Source organism: Microvirga sp. CF3062 (genome assembly GCF_036314045.1).
Classification (GTDB): Bacteria; Pseudomonadota; Alphaproteobacteria; order Rhizobiales; family Beijerinckiaceae; genus Microvirga.
In genome coordinates this window covers 138,685-156,277 of sequence record NZ_JAYGGN010000010.1, presented here as the reverse complement: position 1 = coordinate 156,277, position 17,593 = coordinate 138,685, and the positions used below count along the sequence as shown (strand labels likewise).

The 17,593-nt window shown below is 62.7% G+C and carries 17 protein-coding genes; 7 read left to right on the top strand and 10 right to left on the bottom strand.

Annotated elements, in window-relative coordinates:
- Positions 1–9 precede the first annotated feature (9 nt).
- The 4 genes from VB618_RS17585 (at position 10) to VB618_RS17570 (ending at position 3,153) form a co-directional block, all read left to right on the top strand.
- Positions 10–894 carry a cytochrome c1 gene (locus VB618_RS17585; RefSeq protein ID WP_329798030.1) on the top strand — a complete coding sequence of 295 codons (885 nt, stop codon included), beginning with the start codon at positions 10–12 and terminating at the stop codon, positions 892–894.
- Between the two features lie 68 nt (positions 895–962).
- Complete coding sequence (locus VB618_RS17580) at positions 963–1,589, top strand: 2'-5' RNA ligase family protein (RefSeq protein WP_329798029.1); 627 nt, start codon at positions 963–965, stop codon at positions 1,587–1,589.
- A gap of 66 nt (positions 1,590–1,655) precedes the next feature.
- Positions 1,656–2,540 carry an S-methyl-5'-thioadenosine phosphorylase gene (locus VB618_RS17575; RefSeq protein ID WP_329798028.1) on the top strand — a complete coding sequence of 295 codons (885 nt, stop codon included), beginning with the start codon at positions 1,656–1,658 and terminating at the stop codon, positions 2,538–2,540.
- Between the two features lie 67 nt (positions 2,541–2,607).
- Positions 2,608–3,153: an adenine phosphoribosyltransferase gene (locus VB618_RS17570; RefSeq protein ID WP_329798027.1), complete on the top strand. Its 546-nt coding sequence runs from the start codon at positions 2,608–2,610 to the stop codon at positions 3,151–3,153.
- Between the two features lie 168 nt (positions 3,154–3,321).
- On the opposite strand, the gene VB618_RS17565 is transcribed toward VB618_RS17570, so the two are convergent.
- The 3 genes from VB618_RS17565 to nfi all read right to left on the bottom strand — a co-directional run bounded on the left by VB618_RS17565 (position 3,322) and on the right by nfi (position 8,967).
- The gene (locus VB618_RS17565) at positions 3,322–4,323 is read right to left on the bottom strand and encodes a MaoC family dehydratase (protein ID WP_329798026.1); all 1,002 of its coding nucleotides are present in this window, start codon (positions 4,321–4,323) and stop codon (positions 3,322–3,324) included.
- Between the two features lie 148 nt (positions 4,324–4,471).
- Positions 4,472–8,110, bottom strand: coding sequence for a PQQ-dependent sugar dehydrogenase (locus VB618_RS17560; RefSeq protein ID WP_329798025.1), 3,639 nt, complete (start codon positions 8,108–8,110; stop codon positions 4,472–4,474).
- A gap of 188 nt (positions 8,111–8,298) precedes the next feature.
- Positions 8,299–8,967, bottom strand: a complete 669-nt coding sequence (nfi, locus tag VB618_RS17555) for a deoxyribonuclease V (protein WP_329798024.1) — start codon at positions 8,965–8,967, stop codon at positions 8,299–8,301.
- A gap of 189 nt (positions 8,968–9,156) precedes the next feature.
- Here nfi and VB618_RS17550 point away from each other — a divergent pair, with 189 nt between their 5' ends.
- Together VB618_RS17550 and VB618_RS17545 are read left to right on the top strand one after the other, a co-directional pair.
- Entirely contained in the window at positions 9,157–10,365 is a 1,209-nt protein-coding gene (locus tag VB618_RS17550) for a hypothetical protein (protein WP_329798023.1), read from the top strand.
- A gap of 110 nt (positions 10,366–10,475) precedes the next feature.
- Positions 10,476–10,898 (top strand): group III truncated hemoglobin, encoded by a 423-nt coding sequence (locus VB618_RS17545; RefSeq protein ID WP_329798022.1) that lies wholly within the window; start codon positions 10,476–10,478, stop codon positions 10,896–10,898.
- A gap of 10 nt (positions 10,899–10,908) precedes the next feature.
- On the opposite strand, the gene VB618_RS17540 is transcribed toward VB618_RS17545, so the two are convergent.
- From VB618_RS17540 to VB618_RS17525, 4 genes are all read right to left on the bottom strand, one after another.
- Positions 10,909–11,061, bottom strand: coding sequence for a hypothetical protein (locus VB618_RS17540; protein ID WP_329798021.1), 153 nt, complete (start codon positions 11,059–11,061; stop codon positions 10,909–10,911).
- An 80-nt stretch (positions 11,062–11,141) separates the two neighbouring features.
- A complete protein-coding gene (gene ychF / locus VB618_RS17535; protein WP_329798020.1) occupies positions 11,142–12,239 on the bottom strand; it encodes a redox-regulated ATPase YchF in 1,098 nt (365 codons plus the stop codon).
- Between the two features lie 4 nt (positions 12,240–12,243).
- A complete protein-coding gene (gene pth, locus VB618_RS17530) occupies positions 12,244–12,867 on the bottom strand; it encodes an aminoacyl-tRNA hydrolase (RefSeq protein WP_329798019.1) in 624 nt (207 codons plus the stop codon).
- Positions 12,868–13,063: 196 nt separating this feature from the next.
- The gene (locus VB618_RS17525) at positions 13,064–13,681 is read right to left on the bottom strand and encodes a 50S ribosomal protein L25/general stress protein Ctc (protein WP_329798018.1); all 618 of its coding nucleotides are present in this window, start codon (positions 13,679–13,681) and stop codon (positions 13,064–13,066) included.
- 251 nt (positions 13,682–13,932) lie between these two features.
- On the opposite strand from VB618_RS17525, the gene VB618_RS17520 reads away from it, so the two are divergent.
- Positions 13,933–14,703 (top strand): hypothetical protein, encoded by a 771-nt coding sequence (locus tag VB618_RS17520; protein ID WP_329798017.1) that lies wholly within the window; start codon positions 13,933–13,935, stop codon positions 14,701–14,703.
- A 4-nt stretch (positions 14,704–14,707) separates the two neighbouring features.
- On the opposite strand, the gene VB618_RS17515 is transcribed toward VB618_RS17520, so the two are convergent.
- From VB618_RS17515 to VB618_RS17505, 3 genes are all read right to left on the bottom strand, one after another.
- Entirely contained in the window at positions 14,708–15,640 is a 933-nt protein-coding gene (locus VB618_RS17515) for a ribose-phosphate pyrophosphokinase (protein ID WP_329798016.1), read from the bottom strand.
- A 155-nt stretch (positions 15,641–15,795) separates the two neighbouring features.
- Complete coding sequence (locus tag VB618_RS17510) at positions 15,796–16,323, bottom strand: hypothetical protein (RefSeq protein WP_329798015.1); 528 nt, start codon at positions 16,321–16,323, stop codon at positions 15,796–15,798.
- 71 nt (positions 16,324–16,394) lie between these two features.
- Entirely contained in the window at positions 16,395–17,555 is a 1,161-nt protein-coding gene (locus VB618_RS17505) for a benzoate/H(+) symporter BenE family transporter (protein WP_329798014.1), read from the bottom strand.
- Positions 17,556–17,593: the final 38 nt, after the last annotated feature.

Sequence of the window (17,593 nt, the reverse complement as noted above, 5' to 3'; positions counted from 1 at the left end):
GAAAACATCATGATGAAGCGTACTCTTCTCATCGCTGCGGCTATTCTCGGCCTCTCCGCTCCGGCGTTTGCTGCCGGCGAGACCCCGGTCCCGCCGCAGCTCAAGTGGAGCTTCCAGGGACCGTTCGGCACCTTCGACCGGGCCCAACTCCAGCGCGGCTTCAAGGTCTACCGTGAGGTCTGCGCCTCCTGCCACGGCCTGAGCTACGTCGCGTTCCGCAACCTGTCGCAGCCCGGTGGCCCGGAATTCTCCGAGGGTCAGGTTCGCGCGCTGGCGGCCGAGTACAAGCTCCAGGACGGCCCGAACGAGGCCGGTGACATGTTCGAGCGTCCCGCACGTCCGGCCGATCGTTTCCCGTCACCGTTCCCGAACGAGAACGCGGCGGCTGCCGCCAATGGCGGCAAGGCTCCGCCGGACCTGTCCCTGATGGCCAAGGCCCGCACCTACGAGCGCGGCTTCCCCTGGTGGATCACGGACATCTTCCGTCAGTATTCCGAGAACGGTGCGGATTACCTCACCGCGCTGCTCAACGGCTACAAGGATGCCCCGGCGGGCTTCACGGTGCCTGAGGGCGGTCACTACAACGAGTATTATCCGGGCCACATCATCGCGATGCCGAAGCCGATCAACGACGGCCAGGTCGAGTATCCGAAGAACGAGGCCGGCCAGCCTCAGGCTCCGGAGACTGTGGACCAGTATGCCCGCGACGTGACGGCCTTCCTCACCTGGACGGCGGAACCTCATCTCGAAGCCCGCAAGCGCCTCGGCTTCCAGGTCATCCTGTTCCTGATCGTGCTCGCAGGCCTGCTCTATTTCACCAAGAAGAAGATCTGGGCCCGGGTGGGCGGCGAGGTTGACGGCCACGCCACGCCCCCGATGACTCACAATCCTTAAAAGCTGACGATCAAGGCCCCGTTCCGGGGCCTTTTTCTTTTCAGGTGACAGCATGCGACGGCAGCCCTATGTCGGCTGCCATGCTGCAGACGATTGCCGACGACATCTGGGGGCTGCCCTGCCTCGCCTATCACGTTCAACCGAGCCTTGAGCCTGAAACCCGCGAAGCCTTCGAGGAGGTGCAGCGGGCGATCGCCGAGCAATGGCCGGAACCGCTGCATATCGGGCCCAAGCACGGGCTGCATGTCACCATCTATCCGCTGGTTCCGGTGAAGAGCTCCTTCGACAAGGACGCCTATTGGCAGGGCATCGCCCGGCAGAGCCAGAGCCTCCTGGAGGACCTCTGTGCCGATCGGCCGACCTTGGAGCTGCGCTTCTCCCGCCTCAAGGTCACCGACACGGCCATCATCTCGACCGCGACCGAGGCAACGGGCCTGATCGAGGCCATTCGAAACAGAATCGTCAGCGATATTCCCCCGCCGCCCGGGCACAAGCCGATCATCTACGACCTGATCCACACGACCCTGGCGCGCTACCGGACGAGAGCCTTCATTTCGGACGATGTTGTCGGCCGCATCGAGAGCCTGCCCGTCTCCATCACGGCGCCCGTGAAGCATATCAGGCTTGTTCGCGAGACCCTCTTTCCCTGTCTCGTGACCGACGAGATCGCTTCGGTCCCCTTGATCGGGAAGTGAGGCTTGGGACGTAGGCGTTCCTCGGCTATGACAGGCCCGTAACAGCTGGGCAGATGAGAGGGCAAAATGACGAAGGCGGTTCTAGGCATCATCGGCGGATCGGGGGTCTATGATCTGCCGGGGGTCGAGGACATGCGCGAGGAGCGCATCAGCTCTCCCTGGGGCGAGCCATCGGACGTGCTGCGCATCGGCCGGATCGGCGAGACGACCATTGCGTTCATGCCCCGCCATGGGCGCGGCCACCGCCTGTCGCCCTCCGACATCAACTACCGGGCCAATATCGATGTGATGAAGCGGGCCGGCGTCACCGACCTGATCTCCGTCTCCGCCGTCGGCTCGTTCAAGAACGAATATCATCCCGGCTTCTTCGTGCTGGTGGACCAATATGTGGATCGCACCCACAAGCGCGAGACCTCCTTCTTCGGCCGAGGCTGCGTGGCCCATGTGCCTATGGCTCACCCGGTCGGGCCCCTGCTGCGCCAGCGCATCGCCGATGCCGCTCTGGCGGAGGATATCCCGTTTGCGCTCGGCGGCACGCTTGTCTGCATCGAGGGTCCGCAATTCTCCACTTACGCTGAGTCGATCACCTACAAGGGGCTCGGCTACGACGTGATCGGAATGACGGCGATGCCGGAGGCCAAGCTCGCCCGCGAGGCCGAGATCACCTATGCTACCATCGCCATGGTGACCGATTACGATTGCTGGCACCCCGAGCACGACCATGTGGACGTGGCCTCGGTGGTCGCAGTGGCGCAGCAGAACGCCGCCAAGGTGGCACGCCTCGTCGCCCGTGTCGCCCGCGACTTCCCAGCCGAGCACGAGCCGTGCCCCGCCGGTTCCGACCGGGCGCTCGACGGCGCCATCATGACGGCGCCCTCCGCCCGCGATCCTGAGCTTCTGAAAAAGTTGGATGCGGTGGCTGGCCGGGTGCTAAACCCCTCAAAAGCGTGATCGGAGGCGCCTTGCGCTCACTCGTCTCAGATCCATTCTCACCAGACACCCAGGCAGGCTTGAACCCATGGACCAGCGTCTCCTCACCGATCTGAAGGCCGCGATCCGCTCGATCCCGGATTATCCGAAGCCGGGCATCGTGTTCCGGGACATTACGACCCTGCTGGGGGATGCGCGGGCCTTCCGGCGTTCGGTGGACGAACTCGTCCATCCCTTCGCGGGCGGCCGGGTCGACAAGGTGGCAGGCATCGAGGCGCGCGGCTTCATTCTCGGCGGCGCCATCGCCCACCAGCTGTCCTCGGGCTTCGTGCCGATCCGCAAGAAGGGCAAGCTGCCCCACGAGACGGTGCGCATCGCCTATTCGCTGGAATACGGCGTCGACGAGATGGAGATCCACACGGATGCCATCGGCCAGGGCGAGCGCGTGATCCTGGTGGACGACCTCATCGCCACCGGCGGCACGGCGGTCGCAGCCACTCAGCTCCTGCGCCAGATGGGCGCCAACATCATAGCCGCCTGCTTCATCATCGACCTGCCGGATCTCGGTGGCGCCCAAAAGCTAAAGGATCTCGGCGTCGAGGTGCGCAGCCTCGTGAGCTTCGAGGGGCATTGAGTTCAGCACGTGTCATCCCGGGGCCGCTTAAGCGGAACCCGGGATCCATAACCGCTGACGTTTCAGAATACTACGCAGCGGCTATTGCGACTCTCTTCCTGTGAATGTCGTGGTTATGGATCCCCGCCTTCGCGGGGGTGACAGTGAAGCGGCACGTCCTAAGCGACCTCAGCCCCGCCTTTCCCAAAACACCATGCCGTCGAAGGCAAAAACCGCCTCGCCGTGCTGGTTGGTGCCGGTGTTGTGATGGAACACCAGACCCCAGCCCGGCCGCGAGGCGGAGGGGCGCTTGGCCGTGACGGTGGTGCGGTAGGTGATCGTGTCGCCCGCATAGACGGGTTTCAGCCATTTCAGGTTCGAGAAGCCCGGGGAGGGGCCGAGCCGGGCCGGCCTCTGGCCGTGAGCCAGCGCATAAGTGCGGATTTGGTCGCGATGGCCGACCATGTGCTTCATCCACACGCTCGCCGTATGCCAGCCTGAGGCGCAGAGCGCGCCGAAGAGGCTGTTTTTGGCGACTTCCGCATCCACATGGAAGGGCTGTGGGTCGTACTGTCTCGCGAAACGGACGATCTCGTCGGGTGTGAAGGTGTACGAGCCCAATTCCTCCGTCTCGCCGATGACGAGATCCTCGAAAAAGGGATTGGAGGAGATCGGCGGGATCCCCCGGTGGGGATGATCGCTGGACCCGGAGCGGGCGTCGGTCGAGATGGCTCCGCCCGAGAAGGGTTGGGCGTCACGGGTTGCGAACATCACCCAGTTGGTCTGGGTCAGCACCGTCTCGTCGGCCTGGTTGACCATGTCGAAGTGCAACTGCACCAGCCCGAGGGACGGCCTGCTCTTGGATATGCGGCTCTCCAGGACCTTCATGTGCGAGCGCAGGGTATCGCCCGGCCTTACGGGCCTCACCCATTTCACCTCCTCGATTCCCGGAGCGCCCATGGCGGAGGAGTCCAGAAGCAGCCCGTCGGCCACGAGCCGCATGTTGAGGCTGCAGGTATGCCAGCCCGAGGCGATCAGGGTGCCGACGAAACTATCCTTGGCCGCAACTTCGTCCACATGGAAGGGCTGGGCATCGTATTCCCGCGCGAAGGCCAGGATGTCGTCCTTCGACACATGGAGGGGCCCGAGGGTTTGGGCGAAGCCGACAGGCAGATCTTCGAACGTGCGCATGAGCAATCCCTTGTCGATGCCTGCCCTAGCACAAGGAGCGCCCCGTTGGGAGACCCGCCGCTGCAACCCTGATCCGTCGCCCGCGTGTCGAGAAACAAAAAAGGGACGGGCGATGCCCGTCCCCTTCGATTCTTCTGCGTCTGGATGGTTAGAGAACGAACCAGCTCTTGCTGAGGTCAACCGAGCCCTTCAGCTTGATCACGGCCTCGGCGCTCTTGTCGCTGTCGGTGTTGAGATAGACATAGGTGGCGCTCTTCGTCTTCTCGTAGCGCACCTCGCCAGCCTTGCTGAAGGCATCGTCCTTACCGATGAAGGAGAACTTCTGGTCGCCACGCTTCTTGGTGTCGGCATCGACCGCCTTCAGGTCGATCCGGTCGCCGCTGCGGCCGGAGAAGTCGGTGATGTAATCGGCCTTGGACTTGGAGGAACCCGTCTCTCGGTCGTCGAACACGAACACGTCCCGACCTTTGCCACCGGTGAATGTGTCCTTGCCGAGGCCGCCAGAAAGCCTGTCGTTTCCTGCCTCGCCGTTGAGGCGGTTCGAGCCTGCATTGCCAATCAGATTCTGCGAGAGTTCGTTGCCCGATATACTAAGACCGGCTTTGCTCTCAGCTGGCCATGCCCTCAGCACCTCGACAGCTTGGCCAGCCTGCAGGGTGAACGACTCGGTTGTACGGATTTCATCGCTGCCGCTGTTGGCAGCTTCGAAAACCTGATCGCCGCCATCAACGTAATAGATGTCGTCGCCAACGCCCCCCTCAAGTCTGTCCGCCCCGGCTTCGCCACTCAGGCTGTCGTTGCCCGCGCCACCAGTGAGCGTGTCGTTGCCGCTGCCGCCAAAGAGCGTGTCATGGCCGGCTCCTGAGTCCAACTGGTCATTGCCGGCTGCGCCATTAAAGGAATCCCTGCCCGATCCGCCTTTCATCACATCGGCCAGATCGCTTCCGGTCGCTTGCTCGTCCAGAACATCTTGAACCACGATCTTGAAGGACTTCGTGACGCTTTCGTTGGAAGCATCGGTGACAACCACCTCGATCGTGTGTTCGCTGGCCTGCTCGTAGTCGAGCCTGACGCCATCGGCCACCTTGAGCACACCGGTGGCGGTGTCGATCGTAAACCGGCCGCCAGCATTATTGGTGAGCCGGTAGGTATGAGTATCGCTCGGTTCGTCGACGACAGAGAATCTCCCTATCCCATGGCCGAGTTTGCTGTTCTCGGCCACCACGTCGAAATCCAGGGAAACACCGCTCGGTGCGGTATTGAACAGCCCCTCCAAGCTTACGCTGCCGTCGTCGAACTCGAAGATCTCGACATTGAGGATCGTATCTGCCCCGTTTTCGGGCACCCATTTGTCGACGACCGTGACGATTCCATTTTCATCTCGCGTGATGGTGTAATCGCTGCGGTTGCCAGTCAAAATGAGTGTATCATTGCCGCCGCCGCCATCGAGCCGATTGCTGCCCGAGTTGCCAACAAGCCTGTTGCCCAACTCGTTCCCGGTGAGGTCGCGCCCAGTTGCCGTAAGCTCCAGGATCTCCACCTCGGCTCCCAGAGCCAGCTTGTAGACATCTGCGCTCACATAGAGAGTATCGGTGCCTTTGCCGGTCGCTTCGACGATCACATCTTTTGCGCTGTCGACTGTGTAGGCATCGTCTCCGCCACCACCCTCTAGGGTATCATCTCCGATCAAGCCGTCGAGGGTATTCGCGACATCGTTGCCGACAATGATATTGTCGGCCTCGTTGCCGGTGCCGTTGGCGGCATTTCCCAGAAGTGTCAGGTTCTCGAAATAGAAATAGTTTTCGAGACTATGGCTCACTGAAATCTTGATCGTATCGATGCCGCCGCCATCCTGCTCTTCAATTACATCGTTAGCGTCCACGACGTAAGTATCGTTCCCGCCTCCGCCGTGAATCGTGTCTTCGCCTCCACCACCATTGAGGACGTTGTCCCCCTGGTTGCCGTCTAGCCACTGAGCGAGTTCATTGCCCGTCAGGTTGAGGGCCTCAGTGCTTTCCCCATCAAAAAAGGCGAGGAGTTCGACCTCCTGACCGGCTGTCAGGGTGAATGACCCAGAGGCATAGGCCATATCGTAGGTATCACCGGCAGCTTCGACGATACGGTCGCCGTCATCCACATAGTAGACGTCATACCCAGAGCCGCCATCGAGCGTATCGTTGCCGCCACCCCCATCGAGCGTGTCGTCCTCACCTCTGCCGGTCAGGATGTTGGAACCGGCATTTCCGTAGAGCGCCTGCGAGAATTCGTTGCCGGTCAGATCGAGCGCGGTCGTGCCGGCTGCATTGTTCGTCCGGAGAGTTTCTATTTCTTGGCCATCCTGCAGGATGAAAGAGGCCAGCGCGCGAACTTCGTCGTAATTCCCTTCGCCTTCGACGATGCTGTCGCCGCCATCCACGTAATAGATGTCATCCCCAGAGCCGCCGATGAGCGTATCGTTGCCCACATCGCCATAAAGATGGTCATTGTCTGCGCCACCGTCGATGGTGTCGTTGCCGTTGCCGCCGTAGATGGTGTCGTTGCCTCCAACGCCGTTGAGAATGTCGCCCAGGTCGGACCCGCCGCCGCCTGCATCCAGGCGGAACACCTCGCCGGTGATGTCGACCACGTAGAGGTTGCCGTTCCTGTCTGTGCCGAATGAGGCGATCCTTTCGATCGTGCCGGCGCTCGGAACGATCATAGCGGTGATGTCGGTTCTCACCCAGTTGGTGCCGATTTGCTCGAGCGTCCAGATCCGGCCGCTGCCGAAATCGCCGAAGACGTACTTGCCCTGCAAGGCAGCGATGGGGCCGCTGTAGACATACCCGCCCGTAATTGACGATCCGATATTATCGCTGTGAAAATAGGTATGGATCGGGTCCGTGTAGCCGTCGTTCTCTCCAGGGGTCGGTCCGTCGTCCGGAGCGTCGCCGTTGTCCTGCCGCCCCCAACCATAATTCGCGCCGGGGACCACAAGATTGATTTCTTCCGCCGTATCCGCGCCGACATCGGCCACGAAGAGCCGACCGTCTGGCCCGAAGCTGGCACGCCACGGGTTGCGGAAGCCAATGGCGTAGACCTCGGACGGTTGCGCCAGGTCATCCGCATTGTCGAAGACGGTCGGGTTGCCTTCCGGGATGGCGAAGTTTTTCTTGGCGTCGTCGGGAAAGGCATCCGGCCCATTGACGTCGAGCCGCAGGATCTTGCCCAGGTGGCTGGTCGGGTCCTGCGCCTTCGCGTTCTGATCGCCATCGCCGGTGGCGACATAAAGGTACCCGTCCGTGGGGTGGAAGCCGATCCAGCCCGCGCGGTGGTTGCCGGAGAACGGGGTGTACTCCGTCGTCTCCAGGATCACCTTGTAATTGTTGGGATCAAGGACATTCGGAGAGTTCGGATTAACCGTGTACTCCCGGATCTGCGACTGATTGTGCCGTGGATCGTTTGTCGTCGCCCCCTCGATAGATAGAAAGACATAGACCTTACCGTTGTTGGCGAAGTCCGGGTGAAAGGTGAAGCCCAGGAGGCCGACCTCGCCGGCTGTCGAAACCTGGTCGGTTACGTCCAGGAACGGTGCCGGCGTTCCTGCGATGTGGATTGTCCCTTGCTTGCCGACGATGAACAGGCGTCCTGAATCGTCTGGAGCACCCGTGACGAAGAGCGGCTGGGTCAGGCCCGATGCGACCCGAGTGCCGACGATTTCGGACGCATTGGGATCGTAACCATAGATCGTGTCTGCATCAGAGGTGCCGGTCCGCGTGTCCGCGCCAGATGTGCCGTAGATAATCGCCATAGTCGTTGCCCCCATATTGAAAAGTATTACATGCCTTCATCTTTTGCTGAGGGGCTTGGCAGGGACAACTCTCTGAACGGGTAGGGCTCTTGACGAAGCGTCAAGTTTTTCTGGTTCAGGCAGCAAGAAATCTTATCAAGCTCAAGCAATGATCGTGGAAGCCGCTGCTCTGCGGCAATCCGCAGCACTCAAGGTAAGAACTGCCCCGCCGCGTTATGCGCCAGGCGGATCGGCTCTGGCAGGCGGTATTTCGGGGAGCAGCGCAGGACGAGCTCAGTGGCGGTCGGGATGTCCGCGAGGTGGCCGGGGGAGATGAACATGGGGTTCTTGGCCGTGCGGGTGCGCAGCGCGACGCCGATGGTCTCCTTGCGATCGATAAGCGGCGCGGCCGAGCCCTTCTCCTCGGCCAGATCCTTGTAGCGCCCGCAGAGCAGCGTCTTGCCGCAGCCGACAGTGGGGCGCTGCAGCCACAGGCCCATATGGCTGGCGATGCCGATGCGGCGGGGATGGGCGATGCCCATGCCGTCGAAGAGGAAGACATCGGGCTCTGATTTCAGCTTTTCGAACGCCTCCTCGAGAACCGGCCCTTCACGAAAGCTCAGGAGGCCCGGCACGTAAGGAAAGGGCGTCGGGCGCTGCGCCAGTACGGTCTCCACCGGCAGGAAGCCGGGATAGGTCACCACCACGATGGCGGCTTGGGACTGCTCGTTCTTCACGCTCACATCGACGCCGGCCACCAGTGTGACCCTGTCGAGGTCGATGGGCCGGTCGGAGACCACCTCCGTCCGCAGCTCCTGCTGCAGGGCGATGGCCTCAGAAGGGGAGAGATTCCAGTCGTGGCGATGGTGAAGCTTCATGGCTCGTCATTGAGGATAGTGAAAGCTCAACGCTCAAGGTTCGGGATCGATCCCTTGCAGCTCAAGTCGATGGGCTGAAGCTGGCGGTGACTACGGGAAACCCCTTAGGGGCATTGTCTGAATATCGTCCTCAGCTCGAGGGGTGTACATCCCTTGTCATCTGAAGATAAGTCCAACAACGAGGATGTCATGTCTCGCGTACATGCAACCAACGGCTCCACACCAGTCGAGCCGAGAGCAGAGAATTCCGGAGCCTTGAAGCGTGCGGCGGCGGGCCTTGCGGCCCTCGGCGCCGGCCTCTGGGCTCTGCCGGCCGAAGCCCATGTGAAGTGGTTCGCCCCCTACATCGTCGATGCCGCCCCGCAGCCGATTTCCGCCACCCTGACCAATGTGTGGTTCTGGACCGGTATAGGCCTGGTGCTGGCCTTCTTCCTGGCCACGCTCATGGTCGAGCGCACATTTGTCGGCCGCGGCATCCAGTCAGGGCTCGACCGCGTCAGCGCGCCGCTCTGGAGCCGTGCGGACGACTTCATGCGTGTTTCCATCGGCGGCTTCTTCGTAGCGATCTTTGCCGTTGGCGGCATCTATCTCACGCCGGATCTCAAGACGGATTCCGAGATCATCTCCTGGGCGCAGCTGCTGATCGCCATGTGCGTGTTCTCGCGCCGGACCATGCCAATTGCCGCTGCTGGCATCATCACCCTTTGGGTGGTGGCGCTGCGCGAATACGACCTGTTCCACCTGCTCGACTACCTGGCGCTTGGCGTTGCCGTGGCGGCCTATCTGGTGATGGCCTCGTCCCAGGACGAGAAGTGGCGCGCCCGTCGGTTCCTGGCTCTGCGCTGGGGCATCGCGATTGCGCTCATGTGGTCGTCGCTCGAGAAGTTCGCCTATCCGGACTGGTTCTATCCACTCGTGGAAGAGAAGCCCTTCCTGACCTTCGGCATGCCGCGCGACGTGTTCATCCCGATGGCCGGCGTTGCCGAGTTCACCATGGGCTTCGGCCTGCTCTGGACCCCACTGGTGCGCCGTCTTTCGGCCGTGGCCCTGCTGGCGATCTTCTTCACCGCGGTCTATCCGTTCGGCCGCATCGACCTCGTCGGCCATGCCCTGATCATGGCGGCGCTCTTCCTGGTCGCCGCTGATCCGTGCCGCGAGGCCAAGGCGGTTGCCGTGAAGATGCCGAATGCCTTGCCGCGCTTCGGCAGCCTGGCTGCGGTGCCTGCAGGCCTTGCCGTTGCCCTCGTGGTGCTGGTGAGCGGATACTGGGGTCTGCACGGCGTGTTCTACAGCGCCGGGTATGAGGCCGGACAGCAGCAGGAGCTGACGACCCATTCCCACAGCAAGGAATACCCGCACGGTCCCCAGGCCAAGCCTGAGAACCAGAGCCACCACTGACAGGACACAAGCCGGGCCATGAATGCGGCCCGGCTTGATCTTTCGCAAGGAATGACCGAACGGGATGGGGTATCATGCCTCCGTCCCGTTCGGTTTTGAGGAGATCCGCTTTGGCGCAGTCAGCCACAGGACGCAGCATCCCGATCATCAGCCCGGCCGAGGGCGTGACTGAGGCGATGATCCGGCAACTCGTGGAGACGTTCTACGACCGGGTGATCCGCGATCCGGAACTCGGGCCGCTCTTTCACAACGCGCTCTCTGGGCGCTGGAGCCGACACTTGGCGTTAATGGTGGATTTCTGGTCCTCGATTGCGCTGCGGACCGGGCGCTACCAGGGCAAGCCGCAGGCGGCCCATATGAGCGTGAGCCTTACGCCCGAGCTTTTTTCACGCTGGCTGGCGCTGTTCGAGGAGACCGCGAGTGAAATCTTTGAGCCGGATGTGGCGGCCTTCTTCGTGGATCGGGCAGGGCGCATTGCCGAGAGCCTGCAGCTCGGCCTCGGGATCGGACCGAAGGCCCTGCGGCTGCCTTAAACCTTAAGGCCTACCGCTCCCACCACTCGAACTCGTCATTGCCGCTCTTGGGCAACAGGGACGAGATGCCGATCATGAGAAAGCCGCAAGCCACGAGCACGCCAACGAAGAATTCGGCGCTGCCGAGGCCAGGGGAAAAGAAAGTCTCGAAAAAAGCCTGCATGAAGCCACCCTCCATGCAGGCTTTGTCTCATCATGGTCCTGAACGCACGAAAAAGCGCCCGTTCAGGATTCCGACAGTTTTTACGTATTGAACCGGAAGTGCATCACGTCGCCGTCCTGAACGGTGTATTCCTTACCCTCCAACCGCAGCTTGCCCGCATCTCGTGCGCCGGCCTCGCCCTTCAGGCTGGTGTAGTCTGCATAGGCGATGGTCTCGGCGCGGATGAAGCCCTTCTCGAAATCCGTGTGGATCACGCCGGCGGCGCCAGGCGCCTTGGTGCCCTTGGTGATGGTCCAGGCACGGGCTTCCTTCGGGCCGACGGTAAAGTAGGTGATGAGGCCGAGCAGTTCGTAGCCTGCGCGGATCACGCGGTTGAGGCCGGGTTCCGTCAGGCCGACGGCATCGAGATAGTCCGTCTGCTCCTCGGGCGGCAGAACGGCGATCTCGCTCTCGATCTTGGCCGAGACGACGACGGCTTTCGCGCCCTCTTCCTTTGCCCGCTCAAAGACCTTGGCCGAGAAGGCGTTGCCTTGGTCGGCGGAAGCCTCCTCCACGTTGCACACGTAGAGAACCGGCTTGGAGGAGAGGAGGCCCAGCATCTGGAACAGGCGCTCTTCCTCGACTTTTCGCTCCACCATGCGGGCGGGCTTGCCGTCGCGCAGGAACGGCAGCGTGCGGTTGACGAGGTCGAGAGTTTCTTTCGCTTCCTTGTCGTTGCCCTTGGCCTTCTTCTCCAGCGCAGTAACACGCTTCTCGAGGCTGTCGAGATCGGCGAGCATCAGCTCGGTCTCGATGGTCTCGATATCGGCGATGGGGTCGATCTTGCCCTCGACATGAGTGATGTCCGTGTCCTCGAAGCAGCGCACCACATGGGCAATGGCATCGACCTCGCGGATGTTGGCGAGGAACTGGTTGCCCAGGCCTTCGCCGCGGGACGCGCCGCGCACCAGACCTGCAATGTCCACGAAGGTGAGGCGGGTCGGGATGATCTGCGCGGAGCTGGCGATGCCCGCGAGCTGATCGAGCCGGTCATCCGGCACGGCCACGTCGCCCACGTTCGGCTCGATGGTGCAGAACGGATAGTTGGCGGCCTGCGCTGCGGCCGTCTGCGTCAACGCGTTGAAGAGGGTGGACTTGCCGACGTTCGGCAGGCCGACGATGCCCATTTTGAAGCCCATGGCCTCACTCCTTATTTGTGTTGGCCTTTTCTCCGGGCCGCTTCACGTCCGTCCAGCCTCTCGCCTCCATGGCGAGGTGGACCTTGTTCTGAAAACTGCCGTCCTCTCCCTTGGCGAGAAGGGCGGCGCTGTCCGCGATGATCCGGCATAGGTCATCGACCCACGCCTCTTCGCTCTTGCCGAAATCGCCCAGTACATGGCTCTGCACTAGCGCCTTGTGACCGGGATGCCCGATGCCGAGCCGCACGCGGCGATAATCGTTGCCGCAATGGGCCGAGATCGACCGCAGGCCGTTATGGCCTGCATTGCCGCCGCCGATCTTCACGCGGATCTTGGCCGGCGGCAGATCGAGCTCGTCATAGAAGACCGTCACGTCATGAAGCGGGATCTTGAAGAAGTTCTGCGCTTCCCCCACAGCCTGGCCTGACAGGTTCATGTAGGTCTGCGGCTTGATCAGCAGCACCTTCTCGCCGCCGATCACAACGTCGGCCGCTTCCCCGTGGAAGCGCTTGCGCCAGGGGCCGGCATTGTGTGCGCGCGCAATCTCGTCCACGGCCATGAACCCGATGTTGTGGCGGTTCCTGGCGTAGCGGGATCCGGGATTGCCGAGGCCGACGAAGAGGCGCATCGCTTGGTCCTGCTCATAAGAAACGCTCCGGCCTTGCGGTCGGAGCGTTAAAGCCGATCGATGGGCTTAGAAACGCCCGATCAACCAGCGCATCGTGCGGAAAAGTGGTTCCGGTTTTCCGCTCCGAGCGATGCGCTAGTATAAATAAGCATCGGATAGATCCCAAAAATGGTGTCCACTTTTGGGTCCGATGCCCTTAGGCCGCGGGGGTACCCTCAGCAGGAGCCGCAGCAGCATCCTCTTCCGTGAGGCCGGTCGGGGCAACGACGGTGACAAGAGTCATGTTCTCGGTGGACGTCGCCTTGGCACCGTTCGGGAGCTTGATGTCGCTGAGGTGGACGGAGTCGCCGATGTTGAGACCGTCGATCGAAGCCTCAATGTAGTCCGGGATCGAGTCGGACGGGACAAGGAGTTCAACCGAGTGCTCGACGATCTGGAGAGCGCCGCCGCGCTTCAGGCCCGGGCTCTTCTCCTGGTCGACCACGTGCACCGGAACCACGACCTTGATCGCCTGACCCTGCGCGAGGCGTAGGAAGTCGATGTGGATCGGGAAGTCACGGACCGGGTCGAGCTGGTAGTCGCGCGGAATGGCGCGAGTCGTCTTGCCGTCCACGTCGATCTCGAAGACCGTGGTCAGGAAGTGACCGGCGAAGATCAGCTGCTTGGTCTGGTTGAAGTCGAGGGCGATCGCCTGGGCCGGCTGACCGGCTCCGTAGATGACGGCGGGAACTTGGCCTTGGCGACGAACGGCCCGGGCGGCCCCCTTGCCGGCCCGGTCGCGCGCCACGGCCTTGATTTGCTTTACTTCGCTCATGGTCGTGGTCCTTTAGATGAGATTGAAAAACCGATGGCCGCCAAGGTCTTGAAACCTATCGGCGGCCATGAGGTCAGCGCCCGTGCCTCCAAGGGTGTCGAGCGGGCGCGAGGCGGCTTATAGCGATAAATATACCGGAAGACAATGACTTTGGCGGCTACTCTGTATCGTATAGTCTTGCGCCGGAAATGCCGCCACAGAGAGCTACAATGGGCCTGGATCAGGTTGCCTTAGAGCATATCACGAAAATCATGAGCTCGAAGCTGCCGGAGAGGCAGAAGCTTGAGCAGACACTCCGAGCCCTCGCCAAGTGGCGCTCCCAGCTCATCGGGTCGACCCTGGTGGCCCATTCGGGCACAGTCGTTCAGGATGGTCCCTTCAAGGGCATGACCTATGTGGCCGCCCCATCCGAGGGTGGCATCGCACCCAAGCTGCTCGGGGTTTATGAAATGGCCCTGCACGATGTGCTTCTTGCTGCACCCGAGAGGAGCTATGACGTCGTCCTCAACGTCGGCTGCGCTGAAGGCTTCTATGCAGTCGGATGCGCGCGGCTGTTGCCTGACACGACCGTGCTGGCCTGGGACATAGATCCTGTAGCTCGTGGGAAATGCCTGGAACTGGCCCGCTTGAACGGTGTGGAGGCGCGTATCGATCTGCGCGAGCGCTTCGAGGCCCAGGATGTGAGCCGGGTGCACAGCGAACTGTCTGAAAAGCTCCGGCCCCGGCCGAAGGGGCTTCTCGTCATGGATTGCGAGGGGGCTGAGTTCGACCTGCTCAATCCGCAGGAAGGGGATTTCCGCTGGCTCGATCTCGTCGTCGAGGTCCATCCCGGACGGGAGCGGACGGTGAGGGCCCTGGCGGAGCGCTTCGAGAGCACGCATGTCGTGGAAGAGCGGCAGGCGAGGACCGTGGTCCCGGATCTGCCGCCATGGCTCGAGAAACTCGGGCATCTGGACCAGCTTCTGGCCGTCTGGGAGTGGAGAGCCGTTCCCACTCCGTGGCTGGTCATGCGCTCCCGGTGATGTCCTAGTCGAACAGGCTCGACACCGAGCTTTCCGTCGCAGTTCGGCCGATGGCTTCGCCCATCAGAGAGGCGATGGAGATGACGCGGATGTTGTGGGCCGCCTTCACCGCCTCGGTGGGCATGATGGAATCGGTAATCACGAGCGCCTTCAGGCGGGAGCCGGCGATGCGGGCCACGGCGCCGCCGGACAGCACCCCGTGGGTGATGTATGCGTAGACCTCCTTCGCTCCGTTGGCGAGAAGGGCATCGGCGGCGTTCACCAGGGTGCCGCCGGAATCGATGATGTCGTCGACCAGGATGCAGGAGCGGCCGGACACGTCGCCGATGATGTTCATCACCTCGGACTCGCCTGGACGATCTCGCCGCTTGTCGACGATGGCGAGCTGGGCATCGATGCGCTTGGCCAGCGCACGGGCGCGCACCACGCCGCCGACATCCGGCGAGACCACCATCCGGTTGCCGCCGTCGAGGTGCTCCTTGATGTCTCGCGCCAGAATCGGCGCGGCGAAGAGGTTGTCGGTCGGGATGTCGAAGAAGCCCTGGATCTGGCCGGCATGGAGATCCAGCGTCAGCACGCGGTCGACGCCCGCATGGGTGATCATGTTGGCGACGAGCTTGGCCGAGATCGGCGAGCGGGAGGCGGGCTTCCGGTCCTGCCGAGCATAACCGAAATAGGGGATCACTGCCGTGATGCGGCGGGCCGAGGCCCTGCGCAGCGCATCCGTAATAATCAAAAGCTCCATCAGGTGGTCGTTCGTGGGGTACGAGGTGGACTGGATGATGAACACGTCCTCGCCGCGCACGTTCTCCTGGATCTCGACGAACACCTCCATGTCCGCGAAGCGCTTCACCTGAGCCCTGGCCAGGGGAACATTGAGATAGGCGGAGATGGCCTCCGCCAGCGGACGATTCGAATTTCCCGCAACGAGCTTCATGAAAGCAACTTTGGCTCTGTGTGACCGACAATGCCCGTTGCGCAACGCTGTAATTCTTGCGCCTTCAGGCGCAAGGGTCTTAGCAGCGATATCAAACCGTCACAATACACGTGAGCGGCTTTGATGGGCCGCAAAGCCGGGTTGTTGCCATGCGATCACTGCATTGCAACTTGGCTGTCCTCATCCGAAGTCTCTGCGGGCTGGATCTCCGCCGTCTGAATGGGCGCTTCGGCTGCGGAGGGCGCCTCGGACTTGGCCGCACTCAGGAAGTCGGCGATCTCGCCCATGCTGGCCTGGGCCAGCGTGGCGAGCGCCTGCTTGTCGAGGGACGAGATAGAGGCGGCTGGAACAGGGCTCGAACCCTCCAGGCGCTTGGCTCGGCGCTTCTGGGAATCGAACACGTCCCAGACGTAAGCCACCTTGGTTTTGCCGTCCTCGGTTGCGGTCGAGAGATAGCCGCGGACCCGGTACCGTGCCTCGGCGCTGGCGGCGACGAGGTCGACCTTGCGATCGGTGGCTGCGGCGGCAAGCTCGTCAGCGAAGGCGGTCCGGATCGGAGCCGGTGCCCCGTCGATGCTCTCAAGGGCGACGGGGATGCCCTCGGGCGATGCGCTGAAGGTCCCCTGGCAGGCTCCCAGAGCAGCCGTCAGCATGATTGCGGCAAGCCGCCGTGCAAGCGCCATTCCGGCCATTAAAGCCCCCGTTCTTATTCTTGGTAACGAAGTCTTAAGCTTAACGGAGACGCCCGTCCAGATCAGGCATGCCGGCGCAGGCGGATGGCCAGGACGTCGAGGCCGAGGGTGACAAGACCCGCCACCAGCCCCCAGAAGGCGGAGCCGATGCCGAAGAGCGTGAGGCCGGAGGCGGTTACCGCCAGGGTGATGACGGCTGGAAAGACCTTGGAGCCCTCGGAGAGGGCGGAGCCCAGGGCTCCCGCGAAGGCGCCCAGGAGGGCCAACCCCGCCACGGTCTTGATGAGTTCCGGCGGCAGCGCGGCGATCAGGCCGATCAGCGCCGCGCTGAAGGCGGCGAAGATCAGATAGCACAAGGCATAGAAGGGGCCGACCATCCAGCGCTTTGTTGGATCGGGATGGGTGTCGGGCCCGGTGCAGATCGCCGCCGAGATGGCCGCGAGGTTGCTCGTGTGGGCGCCGAAGAGGGCGGTGACCAAGGAGGCCAGCCCTGTCATGGCCAGGATCGGGCGAGAGAGCGGCTGATAGCCGGAGGCCTTGAGCACCGCGAAGCCCGGCAGGTTCTGGGAGGCCATGGTCACGAGAAAGAGTGGCAGCCCGAGTCCGATCAGCGCCGTGAGCTCGAAGGCAGGCTCGATGAAGGTGAGGGAGGAGAGGCTCAAGTTTGACGCCAGCGGCTGCGCCATTCCGCCACCGAAGGCGATGCCGAGGCCCACGAACAAAACCGCCAGCACGGCCAGCGCCGGGTTGAACAGCCGCACCGTAAGGAAGATGGCCACGAGGGGCAGCACGAGCCCGGGCGCACCCTGCGCGCTCTGAAACACCCCAACGACGAACTGGAGGAGCACGCCAGCCAGCATCGCGGCCGCGATGGAGGTCGGGATGCGCTCGATCGCGCGCCCGAACGGCTTGATGAGGGCTGCGAGCACGATGAGGGCGCCCGCCAGCAGGAAGGAGCCTACGGCGGCGTGGATCGAGATGCCAGATGACGCTGCGATCAGGGCAGCGCCAGGAGTCGACCAAGCCGTAATGATCGGCATCCGGTAGCGGACGCTCAAGTAGCCGCTGGTTGCCGCCATGGCGAGGCACAGGGCCGCCACCCAGGAGGAGGTCTGCGCCGCATCGGCTCCCACGGCCTGTGCCGCCGCGATGATGATCGCGATCGTGCTGCCGAAGCCCACCAGGGCCGCAACCACGGCTGATGTGACGATCGACAGGCGCATGATCCCGCTCCGTTGAATTCCAGGAGCTTCGCCGTTTA